Here is a 20,983-nt window from a genome sequence, read left to right as displayed (position 1 = left end):
CCGCCATGGCTGCGCCCCTGCCCACCGAGATCAAGCTCCATCAAAAATCGCGGGTACTCGAAATCGCGTTTGAAGACGGTTCCCGCTTCGAACTGCCCTGCGAATACCTGCGGGTTTATTCGCCGTCCGCCGAGGTTCGTGGCCACGGACCGGGCCAGGAGGTCCTCCAGCTCGGGAAAGAGGATGTCACCATCACGGCGATCCGGCCGGTGGGCAATTACGCCATCGCCCCCAGCTTCAGCGACGGCCACGATAGCGGGATCTACACTTGGGAGATGCTGTACAATCTGGGCGTGCATCAGGCGGAACTCTGGAACGAGTATTTGAAAAAACTGGAGCAAGCGGGATACGAACGTCGAACCGAGGCGCTTCGGAGCCGATAAAGGCGCCGAGAAGGTGATTTAGATCACGTCCCGATCCACGCTGAAGTATAAGATCAACACATATCTCGCCAGGCGATCATCAAGAAACCATCCGGCCACTTACGAATGAACGATCAAAAAACCACCCACTTCGGCTTCCGTGAGGTTCCCGCGAACGAAAAGGCCAGAATGGTCAAGGCCGTATTCGACTCGGTCGCGGGCAAGTACGACGTCATGAACGATCTCATGTCTTTGGGTATTCACCGGATTTGGAAACGGATCGCCCTGCAGCTGAGCCACGTGCGCTCCGGCGAAAAGGTTCTGGATCTTGCAGGCGGCACCGGAGACATGACGTCTCTCTTCCAGAAACGGGTCGGTCCGAACGGCCGTGTCGTTCTTTCCGACATCAATGCCGAGATGTTGAAGCGCGGCCGCGACCGGCTGATCGACGAGGGCGTGGTCGACAACGTCAGCTATGCGCAGATCGACGCCGAAAAGCTGCCGTTCCCGGACAATTATTTCGATTGCGTCTGCATCGCGTTCGGTCTACGCAACGTAACCCACAAGGAGGTCGCGCTTCGCTCGATTCACCGCGTCTTGAAGCCGGGCGGGCGGGCGATCATCCTGGAATTCTCCGAAGCGCAGGGGGATCTGTTCAAAAAGGTCTACGATCTCTACTCGTTCAAGGTCCTGCCGATGCTCGGCAAATTCATTGCCAACGATGCCGAAAGCTACAAATATCTGGCCGAGTCCATCCGGATGCATCCCAACCAGGAAAAGCTCAAGCAGCTGATGCTCGAAGCCGGTTTTGAACGTTGTGAATACTTCAACCTGACCCACGGCGTCGTCGCCGTCCACCGGGGCTATAAGGTCTGACCGTGATGGCTCGTCATCCGGTGTTGGCCGGTATTCTTGCCGAAGCGCTGGAGCGTGCGGTCGCGCACTATTTGAGCCTGGATTCAGGCAACAGAGAACTACTGGCCCCGATCGCGGGCAAAGTCATCGAGCTTCGACTGCATCCGTTCGAGCTGTCGATTTATTTCTGCCCGACCGATTCGGACGTACAAATTCTCGGCGATTTCGGCGGCCGACCGGACGTTACTCTGGCCGGTTCGATTCCGGCCTTTGCCAAGCTCAGGTTCGGCGAACCGGCCAGGCAACTCCTCTCCTCCGGCGACATCGAAATCGACGGCGACATGGACACGGCGCGCCGCTTCCAGGCGCTGTTCGAGAAGCTCGACGTCGACTGGGAGGCCCACCTTGCCCAATATACCGGCCGAGCCTTCGCCTCCGCCTGCTTCGACCTTGTTCGCTCGGGGCTCGGTTGGACCAAAGATTCCCTGAACACCTTAAGACTCGATCTTGCTGAATATTGGCAGGAAGAAAGCCGGGAATTGCCGGCGCAATTCGAGGCTGACGCCTTTTACGCCGAAGTCGACCGGCTTCGCGCCGATTTCGACCGCCTCAAAGCCCGGATAGAGCGGCTTCGGTGCTCGCTGCCGTCTGATTCCTCGTCTTCCGAATCCGCTGCCTAGGAACATCTCGCCCGTGATTCGACCGAAACAGATCCGGCGTTTGCTGCACATTCAACGCGTGCTGGTGCGTCACGGCCTGGACGAATTGGTGCTGGCCACTCACCTGTTTCGGCCGATCCGCTTTGTCGGCACCCTTTCCCCGAACTATTGGCTGGGCGCCAAAGACGAACCGCGCGGCGTTCGGATCCGCCGAACGTTGGAAGACTTGGGTCCCATTTTCGTCAAATTCGGCCAAACCCTGTCCACCCGCCGGGATCTCCTGCCGGACGACATCGCCGAAGAATTGATCAAGCTTCAGGACCGCGTGCCGGCTTTCCCCGGCAGCGATGCCAAAGCCATCGTCGAGCAGGCATTGGGACAGCCGGTCAGCCTGGTTTTCGCCGAATTCGAAGAGACGCCGCTCGCTTCGGCCTCGGTGGCGCAGGTACACGCCGCGCGGCTGCACGACGGTCAGGATGTAGTGGTCAAGGTGCTTAGACCCGGCATCGAAAAGCAGATCCGCTCGGACATCGCCTTGCTGTACGAGTTGGCTCGGCTCGCGCAGCGCTTCTGGAGCGACGCCAAGCGTCTTCGGCCGATCGAGGTCGTCGCCGAATTCGAAACGACCATTCTGGACGAACTCGATCTGGTCCGTGAAGCGGCCAATGCCGCCGAGATGCGGCGCCGTTTCGAGGATTCCGAGATACTTTACATTCCCAAGGTCTATTGGCCGTACACGCGGCGGCAGGTCTTGGTCATGGAACGCATATCGGGCATTCCGGTCGGCGACGTGGAAACCTTGAAACGCGAAGGCGTCGATTTCAAGCTTCTGGCGGAACGAGGAGTGGAAATCTTCTTCACGCAGGTGCTGCGGGACAGCTTCTTCCATGCCGACATGCACCCCGGCAATATCTTCGTCACGCCGCCCGCTCAGTACATTGCCGTCGACTTCGGCATCGTTGGGAGCATTTCACGGGAAGACAAGCGTTACGTCGCCGAAAATCTTCTGGCCTTTTTCAACCGCGACTACCGCCGTGTCGCGGAGATGCATATCGAATCGGGATGGATTCCCAAAACCACCCGCGTCGAGGAATTCGAGTCCGCCGTACGCGCCGTGAGCGAACCGATCTTCGAAAAACCGTTAAAGGACATCTCCTACGGCCATTTGTTATTGCGGCTGTTCCAGGTGGCCCGCCGCTTCGATATGGAAGTGCAGCCGCAACTGGTGCTGCTCCAAAAAACCCTGCTGAATATCGAAGGACTCGGGCGCGACCTCTATCCGGACCTCGATCTTTGGCAGACCGCCAAACCATTTCTGGAACGTTGGTTCAAGGACGAAATGGGACCCAAAGCCGGCCTGAGAAAAATCCAGTCGCAGCTTCCGGAATGGGCGGAAAGCTGGCCCGAGATGCCCATGCTGATCCATCGGATGCTGGAAAACGCGGCAACCGGAAAGCTGACGGTGACTTTCCAGTCGCGGGAACTCGAACAGATCCATCGGGAAATCACCCAGAACCGGCGGCGCACGCTGACCGGAATCACCGGCGGCGCCCTTGTCATCAGCGCGGCCGTCCTGTCCGGCTCCGCCGCCTCGCTGACCGTCGCCGGAATAGCCGGCGCTTTGGGCGTACTCCTTCTCGTCGGCGCCTGGCTTTAACGAACGATTCAGCATGGCGGCGGGTTTGTCGGCCTACGAGCTCTGCGTCACCGAGTAGGTCCGGAATCCTTCCCAATCGCAAACGGTCGCTTTAGTCGCGACCCTTCCAATCGCAAACGGGCCTTTAATCGGCCCCTTCCAATCGCAAACGGTTGCCTTAGCCGCAACCCTTCCAATCGCAAACGGTCATCCGGGGAAGGGGCTGGCCGGCGCTCCCGGCCAGGCCGTTTGCGATTGGAGCGTCGAACCGATCCTTCCAGGAGCACCGGAGCCGCCCTTCCCGACATTCGCGGGACGGTAAGCGGACGACTGGATTCGATTTCTTTGTTATGATTTCAGCCATTTTCATCGATTTTCACTTATAACGTATAAGAAGGAAGATCTCCATGGCGCGCACAGAAACCCCGGTTTGTGATTTCGGAAAAAAGGCACACAATTTCGCTCTGCCTGGCGTGGATGGGCAAATCTGGACTCTGGAAAAGTGCAAAGGCCCCAACGGCCTTTTGGTGATGTTCATCTGCAACCACTGTCCTTATGTGAAGGCCGTGCAGGACCGCATCGTGCGGGACGTCAAAGAGCTCAAGGAACACGGCATCAACGCCGTGGCCATCATGTCCAACGACCCGGCCGATTATCCCGAAGACTCCTTCGAAAACATGAAAATCGTCGCGGAGCAACTCGGCTATCCCTTTCCGTACCTGTACGACGAAACTCAGGAAGTGGCCAAGGCCTACGGCGCCGTCTGCACCCCGGACTTCTTCGGCTATAACAAGGATCTGGAGTTGCAGTACCGCGGACGGCTGGACGCCAGCCGCAAGGAAACCGCCCCGCCGGACGTCAGGCGCGAGCTGTTCGACGCCATGAAACAAGTTGCGGAGACCGGCAAGGGTCCGAAGAAGCAAATCCCGAGCATGGGCTGCTCGATCAAATGGCGGGAGCAGCCATCGATACCCAAAAAGACCGCTAAGAAGGCCGCTAAGAAGAAGCCCCTCGCTTTCAAGCGAATCACCGATCTCGATCTCGCCGGCAAGCGCGTTCTGATCCGCGCGGATCTGAACGTTCCCGTCAAGAACGGCAAAGTCACCAGCGACACCCGCATCCGCGCCAGTTTGCCCACGATCGAACATTGCTTGAGAGCCGGCGCCAGGGTCATGGTCATGTCCCATCTGGGGCGGCCGACCGAAGGCATATACACCGACGAATTCTCTCTGAAACCCGTGGCCGATCGCATGACCTGGCTGCTCGGACGCAAAGTGCCCCTCGTGAAAGACTGGCTGAACGGCGTCGACATGCACCCGCGGGAGGTCGTTTTATGCGAAAACGTCCGATTCAACAAGGGTGAGAAAAAAGACGACGAAGCGTTGGCCAAGAAAATGGCCGCTCTCTGCGATATCTACGTGATGGACGCCTTCGGCACCGCGCACCGCGCCGAAGCGTCAACCCACGGCGTAGGCCGTTTCGCGACAGAAACCTGTGCCGGCCTCCTGCTCGCTGCCGAGCTCGACGCTCTCGGCAAGGCTCTGGAAAACCCGGAGCGCCCGCTTTTGGCGATCGTCGGCGGCTCCAAGGTTTCCACCAAGCTGACGGTGCTCGACTCCTTGGCCGCCAAAGTGGACCAACTCATCGTCGGCGGCGGCATCGCCAACACGTTCATCGCCGCAGCAGGTCATCCGGTGGGCAAGTCCTTGTATGAAGCCGACCTGATTCCCGAAGCCAAACGCTTGATGGAACAAGCGAAAGCGGAAGGCGCGGAGATTCCGGTACCGACCGATGTGGTTTGCGCGAAAGAATTCTCCGATTCGGCGACAGCCACGATTAAAAAAGTCAGCAAAGTAGCCGAGGACGATTTGATCCTCGATATCGGGCCGGAAACCGCGGCGCGTTATGCGGAAATGATCAAAGCGGCCGGAACCATCGTCTGGAACGGGCCGGTGGGCGTATTCGAGATCGACCAGTTCGGCGAAGGCACCCGCACCGTAGCCATGGCTATTGCGGAAACCAAGGGTTTTTCCATCGCCGGTGGCGGCGATACGCTCGCGGCGATCGAAAAATACGGCATCGGCGATCGGGTATCATATACCTCGACCGGGGGCGGAGCTTTCCTGGAATTCCTGGAGGGCAAGATGCTTCCCGCCGTAGCGATGTTGCAGGAACGGGCAAAATAGTTCTTCGAGTTCACGGCGCGAAGGAGAGCGGCCGAAGCTGTCCTTCGCGCCTTGTTTTTTGGGCGATCTGAACCTTCCAGCCGCGTTGGCGGTCTGGATTAAGAATCCTTCGACCAAAACGCCCGATGGATCGGATTCCGCTTTGAAAAGCGGGTGTTCTGTACAAGAACCTTGCTTTTAGGGTAAAAGGGTTCCATAAACTATTTGTTTTTATTAAATTTTTCATTCAAAACGACTCTAAATCGAGGATACAGCAAACATGGCAAGAGTAACCGTCGAAGACTGTCTGGAACACGTCGACAATCGTTTTCAGTTGGTTTTGCTGGCAACCAAGAGAGCCCGCCAATTGTCCCGCCATCCGGACGATGCCAAGGTGCCGTGGGAAAACGATAAATCGACCGTCGTGGCGCTTCGGGAAATTGCACAGGGCTTGATCACTCGCGAATATCTCACTGCGGCCGCGAAACAGGAGCGGTTCGCCATCGAGCGTCCGCCGGTACCCAATCCGCATGGCGCAGGCATGGGCAACCTTGAAGAGGACGATTTCGAGTAAGGCGAATCGGTACCTCAAACGCCGAAGAGCCGATACAAGAGCGCAGGCTGCCATGAACCAGCTTCTTCCCAAAGAAGTGACCGAACTGCCGAATGAAAAGCTCATTCGCAGGCTGTGCAGCATAGTCTCGGCCTATCTCGACGGAGCGCAGGTCGAGGAAATTTATCGCGCCTATCAGCTTGCCCTTTCCGCGCATGAGGGCCAATTCCGACTGACCGGCGAACCGTATGTGTGCCATCCCCTTTCGGTCGCCATCATCCTCGCCGAGATGCGCATGGACGCAAAAGGCATCATGGCGGCCATTCTGCACGACGTCATCGAAGACACCTCCGTCACCAAGGAGCAACTGCGAGAACAATTCGGAGACGAAGTCGCCGAACTGGTCGACGGCGTCAGCAAGCTGACCCAGCTCGACTGCAAATCGAGGGCCGAGGCGCAGGCCCAGAATGTCCGAAAGATGGTGCTCGCGATGGTCAAGGACCTCCGCGTGATCATGGTCAAACTGGCGGATCGGCTTCACAACATGCGCACCCTAGGGATAATGTCTCCGACGCGGCGCCGGCGCATCGCCCGCGAGACCCTGGACATCTACGCACCCATTGCCAACCGCCTGGGCATGAACGAGATGCGGCTGGAATTGGAAGAACTGGGGTTCTCCGCCATGTATCCGGTACGTTACCGCGTGCTGGAACAGTCGGTAAAGAAAGCTCGCGGCAACCGTAAGGAGGTGGTGGCGATCATCGAGTCGGCCATCACGAAACGACTGCAGGACGCCGGGCTGGTCAACTGCGAAGTAATCGGACGGGAGAAGCATCTTTATAGTCTCTATCAAAAGATGCGAATCAAGCATGTCTCCTTTTCCGGCGTCTACGACGTTTACGCCTTCCGCATCATCGCAGATGAGGTGGACGATTGTTACCGTGCCTTAGGGATAGTTCACAACCTCTATAAGCCGGTGCCTGGCCGCTTCAAGGATTACATCGCCGTGCCCAAGGCCAACGGCTATCAGTCGCTGCACACCGTGCTGGTCGGGCCTTACGGCCAGCCGCTGGAAATTCAGATCCGCACCCGCGCCATGCACCATCTGGCTGAATCCGGCATCGCGGCACACTGGCTGTACAAGAGCGAGCATGAACAGATTTCGACCAGCCAGACCCGTGCCCACGAGTGGCTGAGAGATCTTCTGGAAATCCAGAAGAGCGCCGGCGACTCGATGGAATTCCTGGACAATTTGAAGGTCGACCTGTTCCAGCAGGAAGTTTACGTCTTCACCCCCAAGGGCAAGATCACCAAGCTTCCACGCGGAGCCACCATCGTCGACTTCGCTTACGCCGTGCACACCGATATCGGCAATACTTGCGTCTCGGCCCGAATCGACCGGGTACTCGCGCCGCTGCAAACCGTTCTCGAGAACGGCCAGACCGTCGAGATCATCACGGCGCCCTGGGCCCGCCCCAATCCGCTGTGGCTCAATTTCGTCGTCACCGCCAAAGCGCGCGCGGCCATTCGCAGCTATCTCAGGAATTTCAAGAAACAGGAGGCGGTCGCCCTCGGAAAACGTTTGCTGGAAAAGGAATTCGATGCCCAAAACATACGTTTCGAGGATATTCCGCGGGAGCGGATCGACGATTTGCTGAAGGCGCTCGAATTGCCGTCTCTCGAAGCCTTGCTGGAAGATATCGGGCTCGGCAACCGTTTGCCTTTCCTGGTCGTCCGCCAAATGGCGCAAGCCGACGCCACGTCGGAGACTACAGCCAACCAGGAAAACCTGCCAGCACTGTCGCCTCTGATCATCAAAGGCACAGAAGGCATGGTGGTCAACCTCGCCAAGTGCTGCCGCCCGATACCGGGCGACCCCATCGTCGGATTCTTCAATCCCGGCAAGGGGATCGTCGTTCACCTCACCGAGTGCAAGAACGTCTCGGAGCTCAGAAAAAAACACATGAACTGGCTGGACGTGGACTGGGACAAACAAGCCAGCGGCGATTTCCCGGCGGTCATCCGTCTGGAACTGATGAACCAGGTCGGTACCCTGGCTAAAGTCGCCTCCACCATCTCCCGCATGCGCGCCAACATCGAAAACGTCCAGATCTCCAATCAGGACAGCCAGATTTCCACCGACATCATTACCTTGATGGTCAAGGACCGCGTCCATCTCGCCTCGGTCATGCGAGAACTGCGAAAATTATCGGTCGTTTTGAAAATTTCCCGCGTAAAGTCCGAACTCAGAAAGAAACAGAACCATGGCAAAACAAATTATTCAGACTGACCAGGCTCCCAAAGCGATCGGCACCTACTCCCAGGCCGTAAAAGTCGGCGACACGGTTTATCTGTCCGGCCAGATTCCGCTGGACCCCGCCACCATGACGCTGGTCGAAGGCGGCATGGACGTGCAGATCCGCCGCGTGTTCGACAACCTCAAGGCCGTGGCCGAGGCGGCCGGAGGCAGCCTTCGGGATGTCGTCAAACTGAATGTCTTCCTGACCGATCTCACCCATTTTCCGCTGGTGAATGAAATCATGGCGGAATATTTCGCCGAGCCGTACCCTGCCCGCGCCGCCATCGGCGTGGCTTCCCTGCCGCGGGGCGCCGGAGTCGAAATGGACGCGATCATGGTTTTGGCGAAATAGGCGTCCCGCGACTATTTGGCTTCGCAAAACCGTTCTCTCGACGAGCTTCCGGTCGCCACCCTCAGGGGGGCGGGAGCGCAAACCCTCAAACGGCTGGAAAAGCTGGGCATTTCGACCGTCAGCGACTTGCTTTTCCATCTGCCGCTGCGTTATGAAGATCGGACGTCCGTCACCGCTATCGGACATCTGAAACCCGGCGGTCATGCGCTGGTGGAAGGCCGGATCGAACTCGCGGAAATCCTCCCAAAGGGCCGTCGCTCGCTGATTGTTCGGATCGGCGACGGCACCGGCTTTCTCGATCTGCGGTTCTTCCATTACACGGCGAAACAGCGCGAGCAGCTAACCCGCGGCAAGCGGCTGAGCTGTTACGGCGAAGTGCGGACGGGTTATGCGGGCCTGGAAATGACCCATCCCGATTACAAACTCATCGACGATACGGAGACCGATGTTCCCGAGCGCGCGCTGACGCCGGTTTATCCCTTGACCGAAGGCATCCATCAGAAAGCCATTCGCCGGCTGGCCGCACAAGCACTGTCCATGGCCGACGAAACCCGGCTTCCCGACTTATTGCCCGAGCCCTTGATCCCTTCGGCGAACCGGTTGCGACTCATGGACGCGCTTCGGCTTCTGCATCAGCCGCCCGCCGGCTACAACGAAACTTCGCCGCAACTCGCCGCCGCCCGTTCGCGCCTCGCCTTCGAAGAGCTGCTTAGCCATCATCTGAGCCTCGGGCGCTTCCGGGCCAAGATGCAGGCTCATCGAGCCCCGGTTATGGCGATCAATCGGGAGGCGGCGGACCGGTTTCTGCGCAGCCTGCCGTTCTCTCTAACCGCCGCCCAAAAGCGCGTGATTGCCGAGATCGAAGCCGATTTATCCGGTAACCGTCCCATGATGCGCTTGGTCCAAGGCGACGTGGGATCGGGCAAGACGGTGGTGGCTGCCCATGCCGCGCTGACCGCGCTGTCGTCCAACTACCAGGTCGGCATCATGGCTCCTACCGAACTTTTGGCCGAGCAGCATTTCCGAAGCTTTCGGCAGTGGCTCGAACCCTTCGGCATACAGATCGCCTTCTTGTCCGGACGCCTCAAGGGCGAAGCCCGGAAAGCCGAGCTCGACGCCATCGGTCGCGGCGCAGCCGGCATCGTCATCGGCACCCACGCCCTATTTCAGGAACAGGTGGCATTTCATCGCCTGGGGCTCGTCATCATCGACGAACAGCACCGATTCGGCGTCCATCAACGGCTGGCGCTCCGCGAAAAAGGTCTGCATGATGGCTTGTATCCGCACCAACTCATCATGACCGCCACACCGATTCCGAGAACCTTGGCGATGCTCGGGTATGCCGATCTCGATCTATCGGTCATCGACGAGCGTCCGCCCGGACGGACTCCCGTCAAGACCGTGGTCATTCCGACCAGTCGCCGGGCTGAAATCATCGCCCGCATCACCGACTGGGCGTCCAAAGGAAGACAGGTGTACTGGGTTTGCACGCTGATCGAGGAATCCGAGGCATTGCAATGCGAAGCAGCGGAAAAAACCGCCGTCGTGCTCGCCGAAGCGCTTCCGGATGTTCGCGTCGCGCTGATACACGGGCGTTTGAAACCCGCCGAAAAGGAAGCCGTCATGTCAGCCTTCAAGGAAGGGCATTTCGATTTGCTGGTGGCCACCACCGTCATCGAAGTCGGCGTGGACGTCCCGAACGCCAGCCTGATGATCATCGAGAACGCCGAGCGCTTGGGACTGGCCCAGCTGCACCAATTGCGCGGGAGGGTGGGACGCGGTCCCGGCGAGGCGCATTGCGTCTTGCTGTACCAGCCGCCTCTGTCGGAAACCGCCAAACAACGTTTGGGTATCCTGCGGGACTCCGATGACGGCTTCGTCATCGCCGAAAAAGACCTGGAATTGCGGGGACCGGGAGAACTCCTGGGAACCCGGCAGACCGGCCAGGTCCAGTTCCGCATCGCCGACTTGGCGCGCGACGGACACCTCTTGGATGCCGTTGCTCAAACGGCCGCCATTCTGCTGCGGGATTATCCCGACCGCGCCGAACGCCTGATCCGGCGCTGGGTCGGTCATTCGGTGCAATATGCCGGGGCTTGAATGACTACCCGTACGGGGTATCGACGTTTTTCGAGATGCCATTACATTCTTCCGAAGCGGATACGCCGTGGCGAAACCCCATCTTATCCCCGCCTTGAGGGAAAATCGACCAACGAGATAAGAGCCTATCCAGGCCGTTCGCCCTGAGCCCTTCGACTTAGCTCAGGACAGGGTTGTCGAAGGGTCTGTCCTGAGCCGAGTCGAAGGGTTCTGGGACCTGGCTCTAAGCACCCTGACGAAACGCTTGCGACGCCAGATACGAATCCGACACACCGGAGATGAAAGCCATGAAACTCAACGCAGAGTCCTTGAGACAAATGAAGTCGGTAAAGCCGATCCCGATGCTGACGGCTTACACCGCCCCCGTAGCCCGCTCTCTCGAAAAAGCGGGGATTCCGGTCATCCTGGTCGGAGACACGGTGGGGATGGTGGAAATGGGCTTCGACAGCACGCGCCATGTCACCATCGAGCACATGCAATACCATATCGGCGCCGTCCGCCGCGGCGCGCCGAATACGCATATCATCGGCGATCTTCCATACAACAGCGATCGCGATCCGGCCACGGCCCTGAATAACGCCAAACTGCTGCTGGACGCCGGCGCCGACAGCATCAAGCTGGAAGGTCCGAAGTACGACGTGATCGCTCATCTCGTTGCCAACGGAATCGACGTGGTCGGCCATACCGGATTGACGCCCCAGACGGCTTCCGACTTCCGACAGGTCGGAGGCAAGAAAAGCGACGCGGAACGCATCTTGAGCGAAGCGATCGACATCGCGGAAGCGGGCGCGTTCTTGGTGGTTCTGGAGCACATACCGGCAACCCTGGCGAAGACCATCACGCAGTCGATCAAGGTGCCCACAGTGGGAATCGGTGCCGGCGCATCGTGCGATGGACAGGTTTTGGTCATTAACGACGCGATCGGCCTGGGGGATTTCTGGCCGCCGTTTTCGAGACAGTACGCTTACGTTGGCAAAGCGATCGTCGATGTTGCCGAGCGATTCATGAAGGAAGTCGACGACGGAACCTTCGTGGACAATGTTCTCCACATGCGCGGTTCAAGGAAGAGATAGAGATAGCGATTTGTCCGACCGAAGCGGCCGCTCCGACCGAACCGCCGGAACAGAGGCGCAGCTAGGCAATTCCTTGCAGATGAATGTATCCGGCCGGTCAGGAAAACTCACGCGCTCTGCTAAAATTCGCGGTTTATTCTCGAGACCGACCATTGACGACACGCAGCCAACTTTTCCGCCGAGCACCGGACTGGTTTCAACTTGGAAGCAGTCAGCGCAGCCAGATCCCCGAAGGGCTCCATCCATGGCTTTTCGAAGCCGGCTCGCTGACCCGCCGGGTTCGCGGCCTTTGCGGCGGCGATTTTCGCCTCCGGGTGCTGCAGCAGGACTGGCTGAGGCCGTTTGCCGACGAATCGAGAGCGCTGAGACTTAGACCTTCGCGGGTCGCGTTGGTACGCGAGGTGGCTCTTCAATGCGGCGAACAGCCCCTGGTCGTGGCGCGCAGCATCATACCGGCAAGTATTCTCCGCGGCGCTCAGCGCCATCTGGCTTCTTTGGGCAACCGCCCGCTGGGAGAGATTCTTTTCTCCGACCCGAACCTGAAGCGGCTGGGGCTGGAATTGGCCGTCGTCGAAAGGGCGAAATGGCTACCGGAACGTTCCAAAGCTCTTGACTTCGCCGAATCGTCCGACCGAATCTGGGGTCGGCGCTCGCTGTACGCCGTCGCGCACGGAAACCTGTTAGTAGCCGAGTTTTTTCTACCTTCTCTGTTGAAGCGAGAAGCAAGCCTATGATCGACCAACCGACCTTCCGGCTGTCCAGCCGTCGTCTCGAGCTTTACTGGCGATTGATGCGTCTGGACAAGCCCATCGGCATCTTCCTTCTGCTTTGGCCGGCCCTGTGGGCGCTATTGATTGCCGGAAACGGCAAACCCGACGTCCTGGTGAGCTTCGTCATCGTCACCGGCGTCGTGCTGATGCGGGCGGCGGGCTGCGTGATCAATGACTACGCCGACCGCGACTTCGACCCCCACGTCAAACGCACCAAATTACGTCCGATCGCCGCCGGACTGGTGACACCCAAGGAAGCGCTTTGGCTGTTCGTCGTGCTGTGCCTGGTATCGTTCGGCCTGGTTCTACTCACCAACCCGCTCACAATCGCGCTGTCGGTCCCCGGCGCTTTTCTCGCCGCGTCCTATCCGTTCATGAAGCGCTACACCTATCTTCCGCAAGCCTATCTGGGACTCGCCTTCGGCTGGGCGGTGCCCATGACTTTCGCGGCCCAGACGGGCGGCATTCCGTGGGTCGGCTGGGAACTTTACTTCGCCACCATCCTGTGGGCTTTGGTTTACGACACGATGTACGCCATGGTGGATCGGGAGGACGATCTCAAGATCGGCGTCAAATCCACCGCCATTCTGTTCGGCGACATGGATCGGGTGCTGATCGGAATGCTTCAGGTCTTCGTGCTGCTGATTCTTTATTCGGTGGGAAGGCAATCCGGGCTTGGAATAGCCTATTTTCTCGGTCTCTTGGTCGCCGCCGGGCTGGCCGCCTACCAACAGTATCTGATCCGGGAGCGCGATCCCGCCGGCTGCTTCAAAGCATTTCTGAACAATCATTGGTTCGGCGCGGCGGTATTTTTCGGGTTGGTAGTCGACTACGTCTCCCGCCTTTAGAGCATTTTCCGATTCGGTGTCAGAGAGCCCGATAGGTAGGTCGGCAATCCCTTCCCAATCGCAAACGGTCGCTTTAGTCGCGACCCTTCCAATCGCAAACGGTCGCTTTAGTCGCGACCCTTCCAATCGCAAACGGTCGCTTTAGTCGCGACCCTTCCAATCGCAAACGGTCGCTTTAGTCGCGACCCTTCCAATCGCAAACGGTCGCTTTAGTCGCGACCCTTCCAATCGCAAACGGTCGCTTTAGTCGCGACCCTTCCGACAAAATCCCTTGCCGAGCCGATAAGTCGGCAAGGGATTGCCGACCTACGTTCTTCCCGCCCGACACGAAGCCGTACACCGGGATGAAAAACGCTCTAAGTACATTCAGGGAAGTCTTGCGGCATACGCACCACTGCAGGAGAAATCCGCCAATCGAACTAATTTGTCGAGATTCCGCAAAAGTGTATGGAATGTACTTAGGATGCCTCCGGAGCACCAGCAAGCTCGCATCGAGCCCTCGTTTCACCCGGACTGTTCAACCGCCAATGCCTTACGAGCGAGATGATAAACGAGCAGAGGCAAAGGCATGCGCAGCCAATGGCCCCGAACATAAAGCATCCACCGGGCAATCCCCGTGAAACGGTCGGCGACTGTGGAATGCTTCGGCCGAAGCGCCCGTAAGAACAGCGCATCCATCAGGCTGAGCAATGGCCGCGCCGGCGATCCCACCGCAGCCTTGGCCTGAATCCGCGGCGGAATTCGCGTCCCCAGGATCTTCTCCGTATAACGGAAAGCGTAAAACAAAGGCCTGGCAAGACCGACCTCCACGGCTCGTTCCATCAGACGCTCCCAAAAGCTGTCGTCAGCGGCAGCGAAGTGCGTAAGCAGGGTATCGATATCGGCGAGGTCTCTAAATCCCGAATCCAGTTCGCCTTCCAAAAAAAGATGAGTAGCACTGTGCAGCACCATATCTTCGGGCGCAAGCACAAACAGCCTGTCATGTCCCGGCAACGGCGCTGCCGCAGCGAGCATTTTTTTCGAATCGGCCCGAATCCTGGAAGTAATCGGTGTAATAGCATGGTGTACATCGATAACCGTACCACGCTTAATGTGCTGCATCGGTGGGATTTCGTGCATCCATTGGCGATAGTAGCGCTGGTCATAAGCATCATGATGCGTGCTTATCCAGCCATGCAGCATCAGCGCCGCTTCGACATCGGCCAATCGCTCGCGCGGCACCAGTATGTCGATGTCAGCAAACACACGCCCCCGTGCTGCCGGTAGGCCGGCCATTGCGTAGGCCGCCCCCTTGAGCAGGACGATTGGAGCCAGAATTCTAGCCAGGGCCTTTCGGATTTGCTCGACCTCAATTTCCACGGCCTGGTTTTGCCGGCGTGCAACCAGGTGCGCAGAGATCAGATGTCTGCGGGGAGCCTCCGGGATTAGATCGAGCAAGCCATGGTCTTCGAGTCGGGCCGCTAACTTGGCGAGTACCTTTGCCGCCCTGCACTGGCGGATAACGATGTCCCAGTCGCCGAGAGAACAATCGATTAGAGTCTCGGTGCGTGTCAGCGCCTTGGCGGCGGCGACATTCATCGGGCCTGACATAGCGGAGGCGCCTTCAAATCAGCAAATATCGAGATGGCATCATCCAGCTTACTATAGGTAAATTCATAACATTCAGCCTGATCGACTGTGCCTATCAAAGCATCAAAGCCTATTGCACCCAGTAAGGTGTAATTAAATGAGTTTTCGGCGAGACGCACGACTGTCCGAGCCTTGGAGTGAGGCCGCAACCGAACGGCAGCATCGCGCTCGTAACGAGGAAAGATGACCCACGCAGGACAAGCCGTTTCGCGAGAACGGAGAATGCTGCCGACCGGCGCTTTCATGTGAGTTACTGTCCCTTTGCGGGTATCTTTTACTACCGGCCCAATCACTGCTGAAGGATTGAAATGGCGGATAATTTCGATCGAATCATTCTTGAGCCCGATCGGGCGGGGAATAGGCGCTATCCGAAGCGTTGCCGGATCGATAAGAGCCAATTCATCGGAAAGCAGCCTCCATCCGCGACTGACCAAAGCGGCGCAGAGTGTACTCTTGCCCGAACCCGGGGGAGCCGCCAAAATTGCCGCACATCCCTCCCGCTCAACGACCGCTGCATGAATCATCAGAAACCGATGGCAATGGTTCGCTATACACCAATTAAGCCCCCATTCGAACATGGGATAAGCTTGCTCGTAAGGCAAAGGCTTAAATGGAACCGTGCCGTCGAATTCAAAGCTGACCTGAGGGCGGAACCAGCGATACGCCGATCGAGGTCGCCGCAACGATACGTGGAAATCTGCAAAAGCGCTTGAACCTGGTACCGGGTACTCGCTGTAGTAAAGCTGTAAGCCGGCTAAAACGCTAGGAATATCGGTATAGATTCGGACAACAAACGGAGCAAGTTCTAGAGTTACGCCCTTGTCCGAAAATTGCGCGGACAGGGTCTCGTCGAAGGAGTTAAAAGAGCTCAACTGGCAATTATTTCAATTAGGCCAAGACGCTGAAATTCTTCTAATGTGATGTCAAGAACTCGAATCAACTCCTGTTCGTCGAGATCACCTTTTGCGTTTATTCCGGCAAGAATGGTTGAAGTCTTAAGCTCCTTCTCAGCCTGCAGCATTTCTAGAATCTGAGCACTCAATTTCGGCACTGCGTAAGTATTACAACTGGCTGCATCAAATACCACGCATTCGTCCTGCCAAAGCGGCGATATCTTCAGGCGGGCCGCCGAACAAAGAGTGACCACGCGTAAGGTCATGAAGATCAAAAGCAATTTATACCAAAGCCAGCTAATTTTTAGACAAACCCCATGGTGCTTTGTAGATAAAAAATGATTTCCGCTACTCCCCATTTAACACCATTCGTGGGCTGATACTCCGTTAAAGGACCTTTCGCAAACATCTCTTTTGCTTGATCTACCGAAACTGGATACTTCGAATCGGCATTTGCGTTATAAATCGCCGCAATAATGAATTGGGCGAACTGGGCGGCTTGCGGATCGGGCTGCTTTTCCGGAAACGCCAAAAGTTCCCATACAGACGCAAGCCGAGTTTGATCTACAGTCCCGGCACCGTTTGTTGGTAAAACTGGTATAAAAGTAGTAGTGGCGCCAACATACACATCCACGGTTGTACCAAAACTGGATATCTTTGAAGCGGGAGGATTCGAGTCCGATGAAAAAAATGTGTCAAACGAAGGGACACCGCCCCCGGTACAGCCGATCGGATTTCCACTGCCGTCTTGTATCTGCAGTTGCGGTGCATCCAATCCACCTAGAGGCCATGAACCGAACGAAGCACACATCACCAAATAGGAAGGCGGTTTTCCATTGCAGGAATAAACCGGCTCCTCTGTTTGGGGACTGGTGTTTCCAGATGCATGCCGGGATGGAGTGGCACAAGCATTAGCCAACGGCGAATAACCAGAAAAGCTCATCAGGACAGGCGTGGTCAGACCAATTCTCGTCAAATTGCGCCGCGTTTGATCAATTTCCTTTTGCTGCGTTGATGACCGCAACTCAGACTGTTCTTCATGAAGCATATCTTTAGCCATTGTTAGTGCAAATTTCCGATTGTTAAAAACTCTAATGCAACTTACGCGCCGATCACCCTAATAAATTGATTTCTTGGCAACTTTTGATCGCATGCGCAACAATTTTGGCACACTTGTAAAACTTTCTGACATTTGCCAAGATTTGGAGCGAAAGTCAATCAAACTTTACTTCCCGGTAATCTAGTTTAACAGCTGAGTATCCGCCACCCGGACATATTTGCAACTTTCGATCAGAAGCGTGTGTTCGCGATTTAGCCAGGCTTGGAGAACAACCGGTACCAAGATTTTATTCAACAGCGTCCTGCTACCCTATAACTCTCCCGACTTCGACACACAGAACGACCTTGCTTTCACATGTTTACGTAGTTCGGTCCCCCGCCCCCTTCTGGAGGCACCCAGTTGATGTTCTGTGCCGGATCCTTGATGTCGCACACTTTGCAGTGAACGCAGTTCTGCGCGTTGATCTGGAATCGGGCCGGCTGTCCCGGCGCCTCCACGATTTCATAAACCGCCGCCGGGCAATAACGCTGCGCCGGCTCGTCGTACAGCGGCAGATTCCGCTCGATCGGGATGGCCGGATCGGTCAGAACGAGATGGCAGGGCTGGTCTTCCTCGTGATTGGTGTTGGATAGATAGACCGAGGATAGTCTATCGAAGCTCAGCACGCCGTCGGGCTTCGAATAATCGATCTTACGACTGTCCGCGGCTCGATCCAACGAGGCGTGATCCGGAACGCGATTGTGCAGGGTAAACGGCAGCTTTCCCCGGAAAACATTCTGATCGATCCAAATGAACGCGCTTCCAACAAGCGTTCCGAATTTCGCCAACGCGGGACCGATGTTCCGGCCCCGGAACAGCTCCTGATCGACCCACGATTGGCGATAACGGCCGCCCATATCCGGAATTCCGCCCGTTTCCAGCGCCTCGAACACCGCCTCCGCCGCCAGCATGCCGGTCTTCATGGCGGTATGATTGCCCTTGATCTTCACCGGGTTGAGAAAACCGGCATCGCAACCCGCCATCACGCCGCCCGGAAAAGACAGCTTCGGCACCGACTGCCAGCCGCCCTTGTTCACCGCGCGGGCGCCGTAGCCGATCCGGGTTCCGCCTTCGAGGAACCGGCGCACCACCGGATGGTGCTTCCAGCGCTGCATTTCGCTGAAAGGATTCAAATAAGGATTACGGTAATTCAAGGCCACAATCAAACCGAGCGAAACCAATCCGTCCTCGCCGTGGTAAACGAAGCCGCCACCTTCGGTTTCGTTGTCCAAAGGCCAGCCTAAGGTGTGAACGACCCATCCGGGCCGATGACGCGACGGATCGATGCGCCAGATTTCCTTGATGCCGATGCCGTAATGCTGCGGATCGACGTCCCGCCGCAATTCGAAGCGCTCCATCAGCCGCTTGCCCAAATGCCCGCGGCAGCCTTCGGCAAAAATCGTGTAGGGCGCTCGCAGCTCCACGCCCGGCTGATAGTTCGGCTTCTTCGAACCGTCCCTGGCAATGCCCATGTCGCCCGTGACGACGCCGGCTACTGCGCCCGCGTCGTCATAAAGCACATCGGCCGCGGCGAACCCCGTGAATATCTCGGCGCCAAGGGCCTCGGCTTTTTCCGCCAGCCATCGGCACAAGCGGCCCAGGCTGATCACGTAATTGCCCTCGTTACGCATCGGCTTCGGCATCAGAAAGCCGGGCGCTTTGAACGAGCGCTTTTCGCTAAGGAGGTAATGCAATTCATCGTGTTCGACGCCCACGGTGACGGGCGCGCCCTGCCCTTTCCAGTCCGGGAAAAGTTCGTTCAGGGCGGTCGGCTCGAACACGGCGCCGGAAATGATGTGGGCGCCGACCTCCGCACCCTTTTCGACGACGCAGACCCGGAGCGACTTTCCGGCTTCATTGGCCAGCTGCATCAATCGGCAGGCGGCGGACAGTCCCGCGGGGCCGGCCCCTACGATGACGACATCGAACTCCAGACTCTCCCGATTCACGATTTATCCTTGGGCAGAGCATCGACCAATGCCGGCAGCACCTCGAACAAGTCTCCCACCAGGCCGATATCCGCCACTTCGAAGATTGGCGCATCGGGGTCCTTATTGACGGCGACGATGGTCCCCGCATCCTTGATTCCCGCCAGATGCTGTATCGCGCCCGAAATACCGAAGGCGAGATAAAGCTCCGGCGCGATGATCTTGCCGGTCTGCCCCACCTGCAAGTCGTTCGGAACGAATCCGGCGTCCACCGCCGCGCGGGAAGCGCCGACCGCAGCGCCCAGCCGATCCGCCAGGGCGTAGATCAAGTCGAAGTTTTCCTTGCTTGCCAGGCCGCGCCCGCCGGACACCACCACGCGGGCCGACTGGAGATCGGGACGCCCGCCGCCGGACGAACCTTCGACCCGGAGAAAACGCGTGTGGGTCGGGCAGTCGAAATCGAGGCTGATTTTTTCCACAGGCGCCGATCCTGTCTCGGCAACCGCCTTGAACGAAGCCGTACGCACGGTCGCGACGACGATGCCCGGCGGCGTTTCGATCGTTTCCAGCGCATTGCCCGCATAAATCGGCCGCTCGAAGACATTTCGGCCGAGCACCCGCATGATGTCGCTCACTTGCGGAACACCGAGCAGCGCCGCCGCGCGTGGCAGAACATCCTTGCCGAAGGTGGTCGCCGGCGCCAGCACATGGGTGTAGTCCTTGGCCAGCGCGGAAACTTGCGGCGCCAGAACCGCCGCCACGGGGTTCCGGTTGGCGGCATGTTCGACCAGCAACACCCGTGTCACGCCATTCAGCCGGGCCGCGGCTTCAGCCGGTTTGTTCTCCGCCTCGGCGAACACCGCCACATCGATCGTCTCCGGACCGAGAGCCAGCGCGCAGGCCACGGTTCTCGAAGTCGAAAGATTCAAGGTTTCGCCGTCGTGCTCGGCAATAACCAATACCTTGCTCATGACAACAGCCCTCGCTCGCGCAGCGCCGCTACCAGCTCGTCGACCGAAGCCACTTTCCGGCCGGCCTGGCGCTTTGGTGGCGGCGCGACTTTGAGCAGCCTGGCCTCCGGTACGAACTCGACGCCCAGGTCTTCCGGCGTAACCGTTTCGATCGGCAGGCGGCGCGCCTTCATGATATCCGGCAACTTGGGATAACGGGGAATATTGAGGCGAAGATCGGCGGAAATCACCGCGGGAAGGTCGACGGACAGATATTCGAGCCCGGCATCCACCTCGCGGGCGACGGTAGCGGTTTTATCGGCCAATTCGATTTTGGAGGCGAAGGTGGCCTGGGGCCAGCCGAGCAGGGCCGCCAGCATCTGCGGGGTTTGGTTGCAGTCGTCGTCGATGGCCTGCTTGCCCATGAGAATCAACTCGGGATTTTCGCGCCGGGAGAGCCCGGCCAGGGCGCGCGCGGCGTTGACGGGTTGAGGCGCTGCATCCAGGGGTATATGAATCGCCCGGTCCGCACCGAGCGCCAAAGCGCTCCGCAGCTGCTCCTGGACCGCCTGCGGCCCGATCGAAACGGCCACGATTTGCGTCGCCTTGCCGGCCTCCTTAAGGCGAATCGCCTCTTCCAGGGCGATCTCGTCGAAGGGATTCATGCTCATCTTCACCCCATCCAGCATGACGCCCGAGCCGTCCGGCTTCACCTGGATGCGCACGTTGTAATCCACCACGCGCTTTACACTCACCAATACCTTCATGCGCCACCTCGGATCGTCGGCGGGAGCGTATTCTTCGTCCCTAAG

19 protein-coding genes and 1 pseudogene are annotated in these 20,983 nt (G+C 58.2%); 13 read left to right on the top strand and 7 right to left on the bottom strand.

Features of this window, described 5'->3' with window-relative positions:
- Nucleotides 1–5 precede the first annotated feature (5 nt).
- From ACWJJK_RS05900 to ubiA, 13 genes and pseudogenes are all read left to right on the top strand, one after another.
- Entirely contained in the window at nucleotides 6–383 is a 378-nt protein-coding gene (locus tag ACWJJK_RS05900; RefSeq protein ID WP_077728852.1) for a gamma-butyrobetaine hydroxylase-like domain-containing protein, read from the top strand.
- 105 nt (nucleotides 384–488) lie between these two features.
- On the top strand, nucleotides 489–1,238 hold the full coding sequence (ubiE, locus tag ACWJJK_RS05895; RefSeq protein WP_077728851.1) for a bifunctional demethylmenaquinone methyltransferase/2-methoxy-6-polyprenyl-1,4-benzoquinol methylase UbiE: 750 nt from the start codon (nucleotides 489–491) through the stop codon (nucleotides 1,236–1,238).
- A gap of 5 nt (nucleotides 1,239–1,243) precedes the next feature.
- Nucleotides 1,244–1,897, top strand: coding sequence for a ubiquinone biosynthesis accessory factor UbiJ (locus ACWJJK_RS05890; RefSeq protein ID WP_077728850.1), 654 nt, complete (start codon nucleotides 1,244–1,246; stop codon nucleotides 1,895–1,897).
- 13 nt (nucleotides 1,898–1,910) lie between these two features.
- On the top strand, nucleotides 1,911–3,533 hold the full coding sequence (gene ubiB / locus ACWJJK_RS05885; RefSeq protein WP_454128747.1) for a ubiquinone biosynthesis regulatory protein kinase UbiB: 1,623 nt from the start codon (nucleotides 1,911–1,913) through the stop codon (nucleotides 3,531–3,533).
- Between the two features lie 386 nt (nucleotides 3,534–3,919).
- Nucleotides 3,920–4,339: pseudogene (locus ACWJJK_RS05880) on the top strand (thioredoxin family protein); the annotation flags it as partial.
- A 141-nt stretch (nucleotides 4,340–4,480) separates the two neighbouring features.
- Nucleotides 4,481–5,698, top strand: a complete 1,218-nt coding sequence (locus ACWJJK_RS05875; RefSeq protein ID WP_240502418.1) for a phosphoglycerate kinase — start codon at nucleotides 4,481–4,483, stop codon at nucleotides 5,696–5,698.
- A gap of 259 nt (nucleotides 5,699–5,957) precedes the next feature.
- Nucleotides 5,958–6,251 (top strand): DNA-directed RNA polymerase subunit omega, encoded by a 294-nt coding sequence (gene rpoZ, locus ACWJJK_RS05870; protein WP_077728847.1) that lies wholly within the window; start codon nucleotides 5,958–5,960, stop codon nucleotides 6,249–6,251.
- Between the two features lie 52 nt (nucleotides 6,252–6,303).
- On the top strand, nucleotides 6,304–8,520 hold the full coding sequence (locus ACWJJK_RS05865; protein ID WP_077728846.1) for a RelA/SpoT family protein: 2,217 nt from the start codon (nucleotides 6,304–6,306) through the stop codon (nucleotides 8,518–8,520).
- On the top strand, nucleotides 8,495–8,881 hold the full coding sequence (locus ACWJJK_RS05860; protein ID WP_077728845.1) for a RidA family protein: 387 nt from the start codon (nucleotides 8,495–8,497) through the stop codon (nucleotides 8,879–8,881). The genes ACWJJK_RS05865 and ACWJJK_RS05860 overlap by 26 nt, the downstream gene beginning before the upstream one ends.
- 15 nt (nucleotides 8,882–8,896) lie before the next feature.
- Nucleotides 8,897–10,981 (top strand): ATP-dependent DNA helicase RecG, encoded by a 2,085-nt coding sequence (gene recG, locus ACWJJK_RS05855; protein WP_077728844.1) that lies wholly within the window; start codon nucleotides 8,897–8,899, stop codon nucleotides 10,979–10,981.
- Between the two features lie 287 nt (nucleotides 10,982–11,268).
- Nucleotides 11,269–12,054 (top strand): 3-methyl-2-oxobutanoate hydroxymethyltransferase, encoded by a 786-nt coding sequence (panB, locus tag ACWJJK_RS05850; RefSeq protein ID WP_077728843.1) that lies wholly within the window; start codon nucleotides 11,269–11,271, stop codon nucleotides 12,052–12,054.
- Between the two features lie 152 nt (nucleotides 12,055–12,206).
- The gene (locus ACWJJK_RS05845; RefSeq protein ID WP_240502407.1) at nucleotides 12,207–12,788 is read left to right on the top strand and encodes a chorismate--pyruvate lyase family protein; all 582 of its coding nucleotides are present in this window, start codon (nucleotides 12,207–12,209) and stop codon (nucleotides 12,786–12,788) included.
- Nucleotides 12,785–13,672, top strand: a complete 888-nt coding sequence (ubiA, locus tag ACWJJK_RS05840) for a 4-hydroxybenzoate octaprenyltransferase (protein WP_077728841.1) — start codon at nucleotides 12,785–12,787, stop codon at nucleotides 13,670–13,672. Before ACWJJK_RS05845 ends, ubiA begins: the two co-directional genes overlap by 4 nt.
- Nucleotides 13,673–14,176: 504 nt before the next feature.
- Here ubiA and ACWJJK_RS05835 read toward each other — a convergent pair.
- The 7 genes from ACWJJK_RS05835 to ACWJJK_RS05805 all read right to left on the bottom strand — a co-directional run bounded on the left by ACWJJK_RS05835 (nucleotide 14,177) and on the right by ACWJJK_RS05805 (nucleotide 20,938).
- Nucleotides 14,177–15,262 carry a nucleotidyltransferase domain-containing protein gene (locus tag ACWJJK_RS05835; RefSeq protein WP_454128746.1) on the bottom strand — a complete coding sequence of 362 codons (1,086 nt, stop codon included), beginning with the start codon at nucleotides 15,260–15,262 and terminating at the stop codon, nucleotides 14,177–14,179.
- On the bottom strand, nucleotides 15,247–16,173 hold the full coding sequence (locus ACWJJK_RS05830; RefSeq protein WP_454128745.1) for an HprK-related kinase A: 927 nt from the start codon (nucleotides 16,171–16,173) through the stop codon (nucleotides 15,247–15,249). Before ACWJJK_RS05830 ends, ACWJJK_RS05835 begins: the two co-directional genes overlap by 16 nt.
- The gene (locus ACWJJK_RS05825; RefSeq protein ID WP_347257805.1) at nucleotides 16,170–16,460 is read right to left on the bottom strand and encodes an HPr-rel-A system PqqD family peptide chaperone; all 291 of its coding nucleotides are present in this window, start codon (nucleotides 16,458–16,460) and stop codon (nucleotides 16,170–16,172) included. The genes ACWJJK_RS05830 and ACWJJK_RS05825 overlap by 4 nt, the downstream gene beginning before the upstream one ends.
- Nucleotides 16,461–16,498: 38 nt before the next feature.
- Complete coding sequence (locus ACWJJK_RS05820; RefSeq protein WP_156880388.1) at nucleotides 16,499–17,254, bottom strand: hypothetical protein; 756 nt, start codon at nucleotides 17,252–17,254, stop codon at nucleotides 16,499–16,501.
- Between the two features lie 350 nt (nucleotides 17,255–17,604).
- Nucleotides 17,605–19,242: an electron transfer flavoprotein-ubiquinone oxidoreductase gene (locus ACWJJK_RS05815; protein ID WP_454128744.1), complete on the bottom strand. Its 1,638-nt coding sequence runs from the start codon at nucleotides 19,240–19,242 to the stop codon at nucleotides 17,605–17,607.
- Nucleotides 19,239–20,192 (bottom strand): FAD-binding protein, encoded by a 954-nt coding sequence (locus tag ACWJJK_RS05810; RefSeq protein ID WP_156880386.1) that lies wholly within the window; start codon nucleotides 20,190–20,192, stop codon nucleotides 19,239–19,241. The genes ACWJJK_RS05815 and ACWJJK_RS05810 overlap by 4 nt, the downstream gene beginning before the upstream one ends.
- The gene (locus tag ACWJJK_RS05805; protein WP_156880384.1) at nucleotides 20,189–20,938 is read right to left on the bottom strand and encodes an electron transfer flavoprotein subunit beta/FixA family protein; all 750 of its coding nucleotides are present in this window, start codon (nucleotides 20,936–20,938) and stop codon (nucleotides 20,189–20,191) included. Before ACWJJK_RS05805 ends, ACWJJK_RS05810 begins: the two co-directional genes overlap by 4 nt.
- Between the last annotated feature and the right edge of the window lie 45 nt (nucleotides 20,939–20,983).

The organism is Methylocaldum gracile (assembly GCF_053646815.1).
This window is presented reverse-complemented; position numbering and strand designations above follow the sequence as displayed.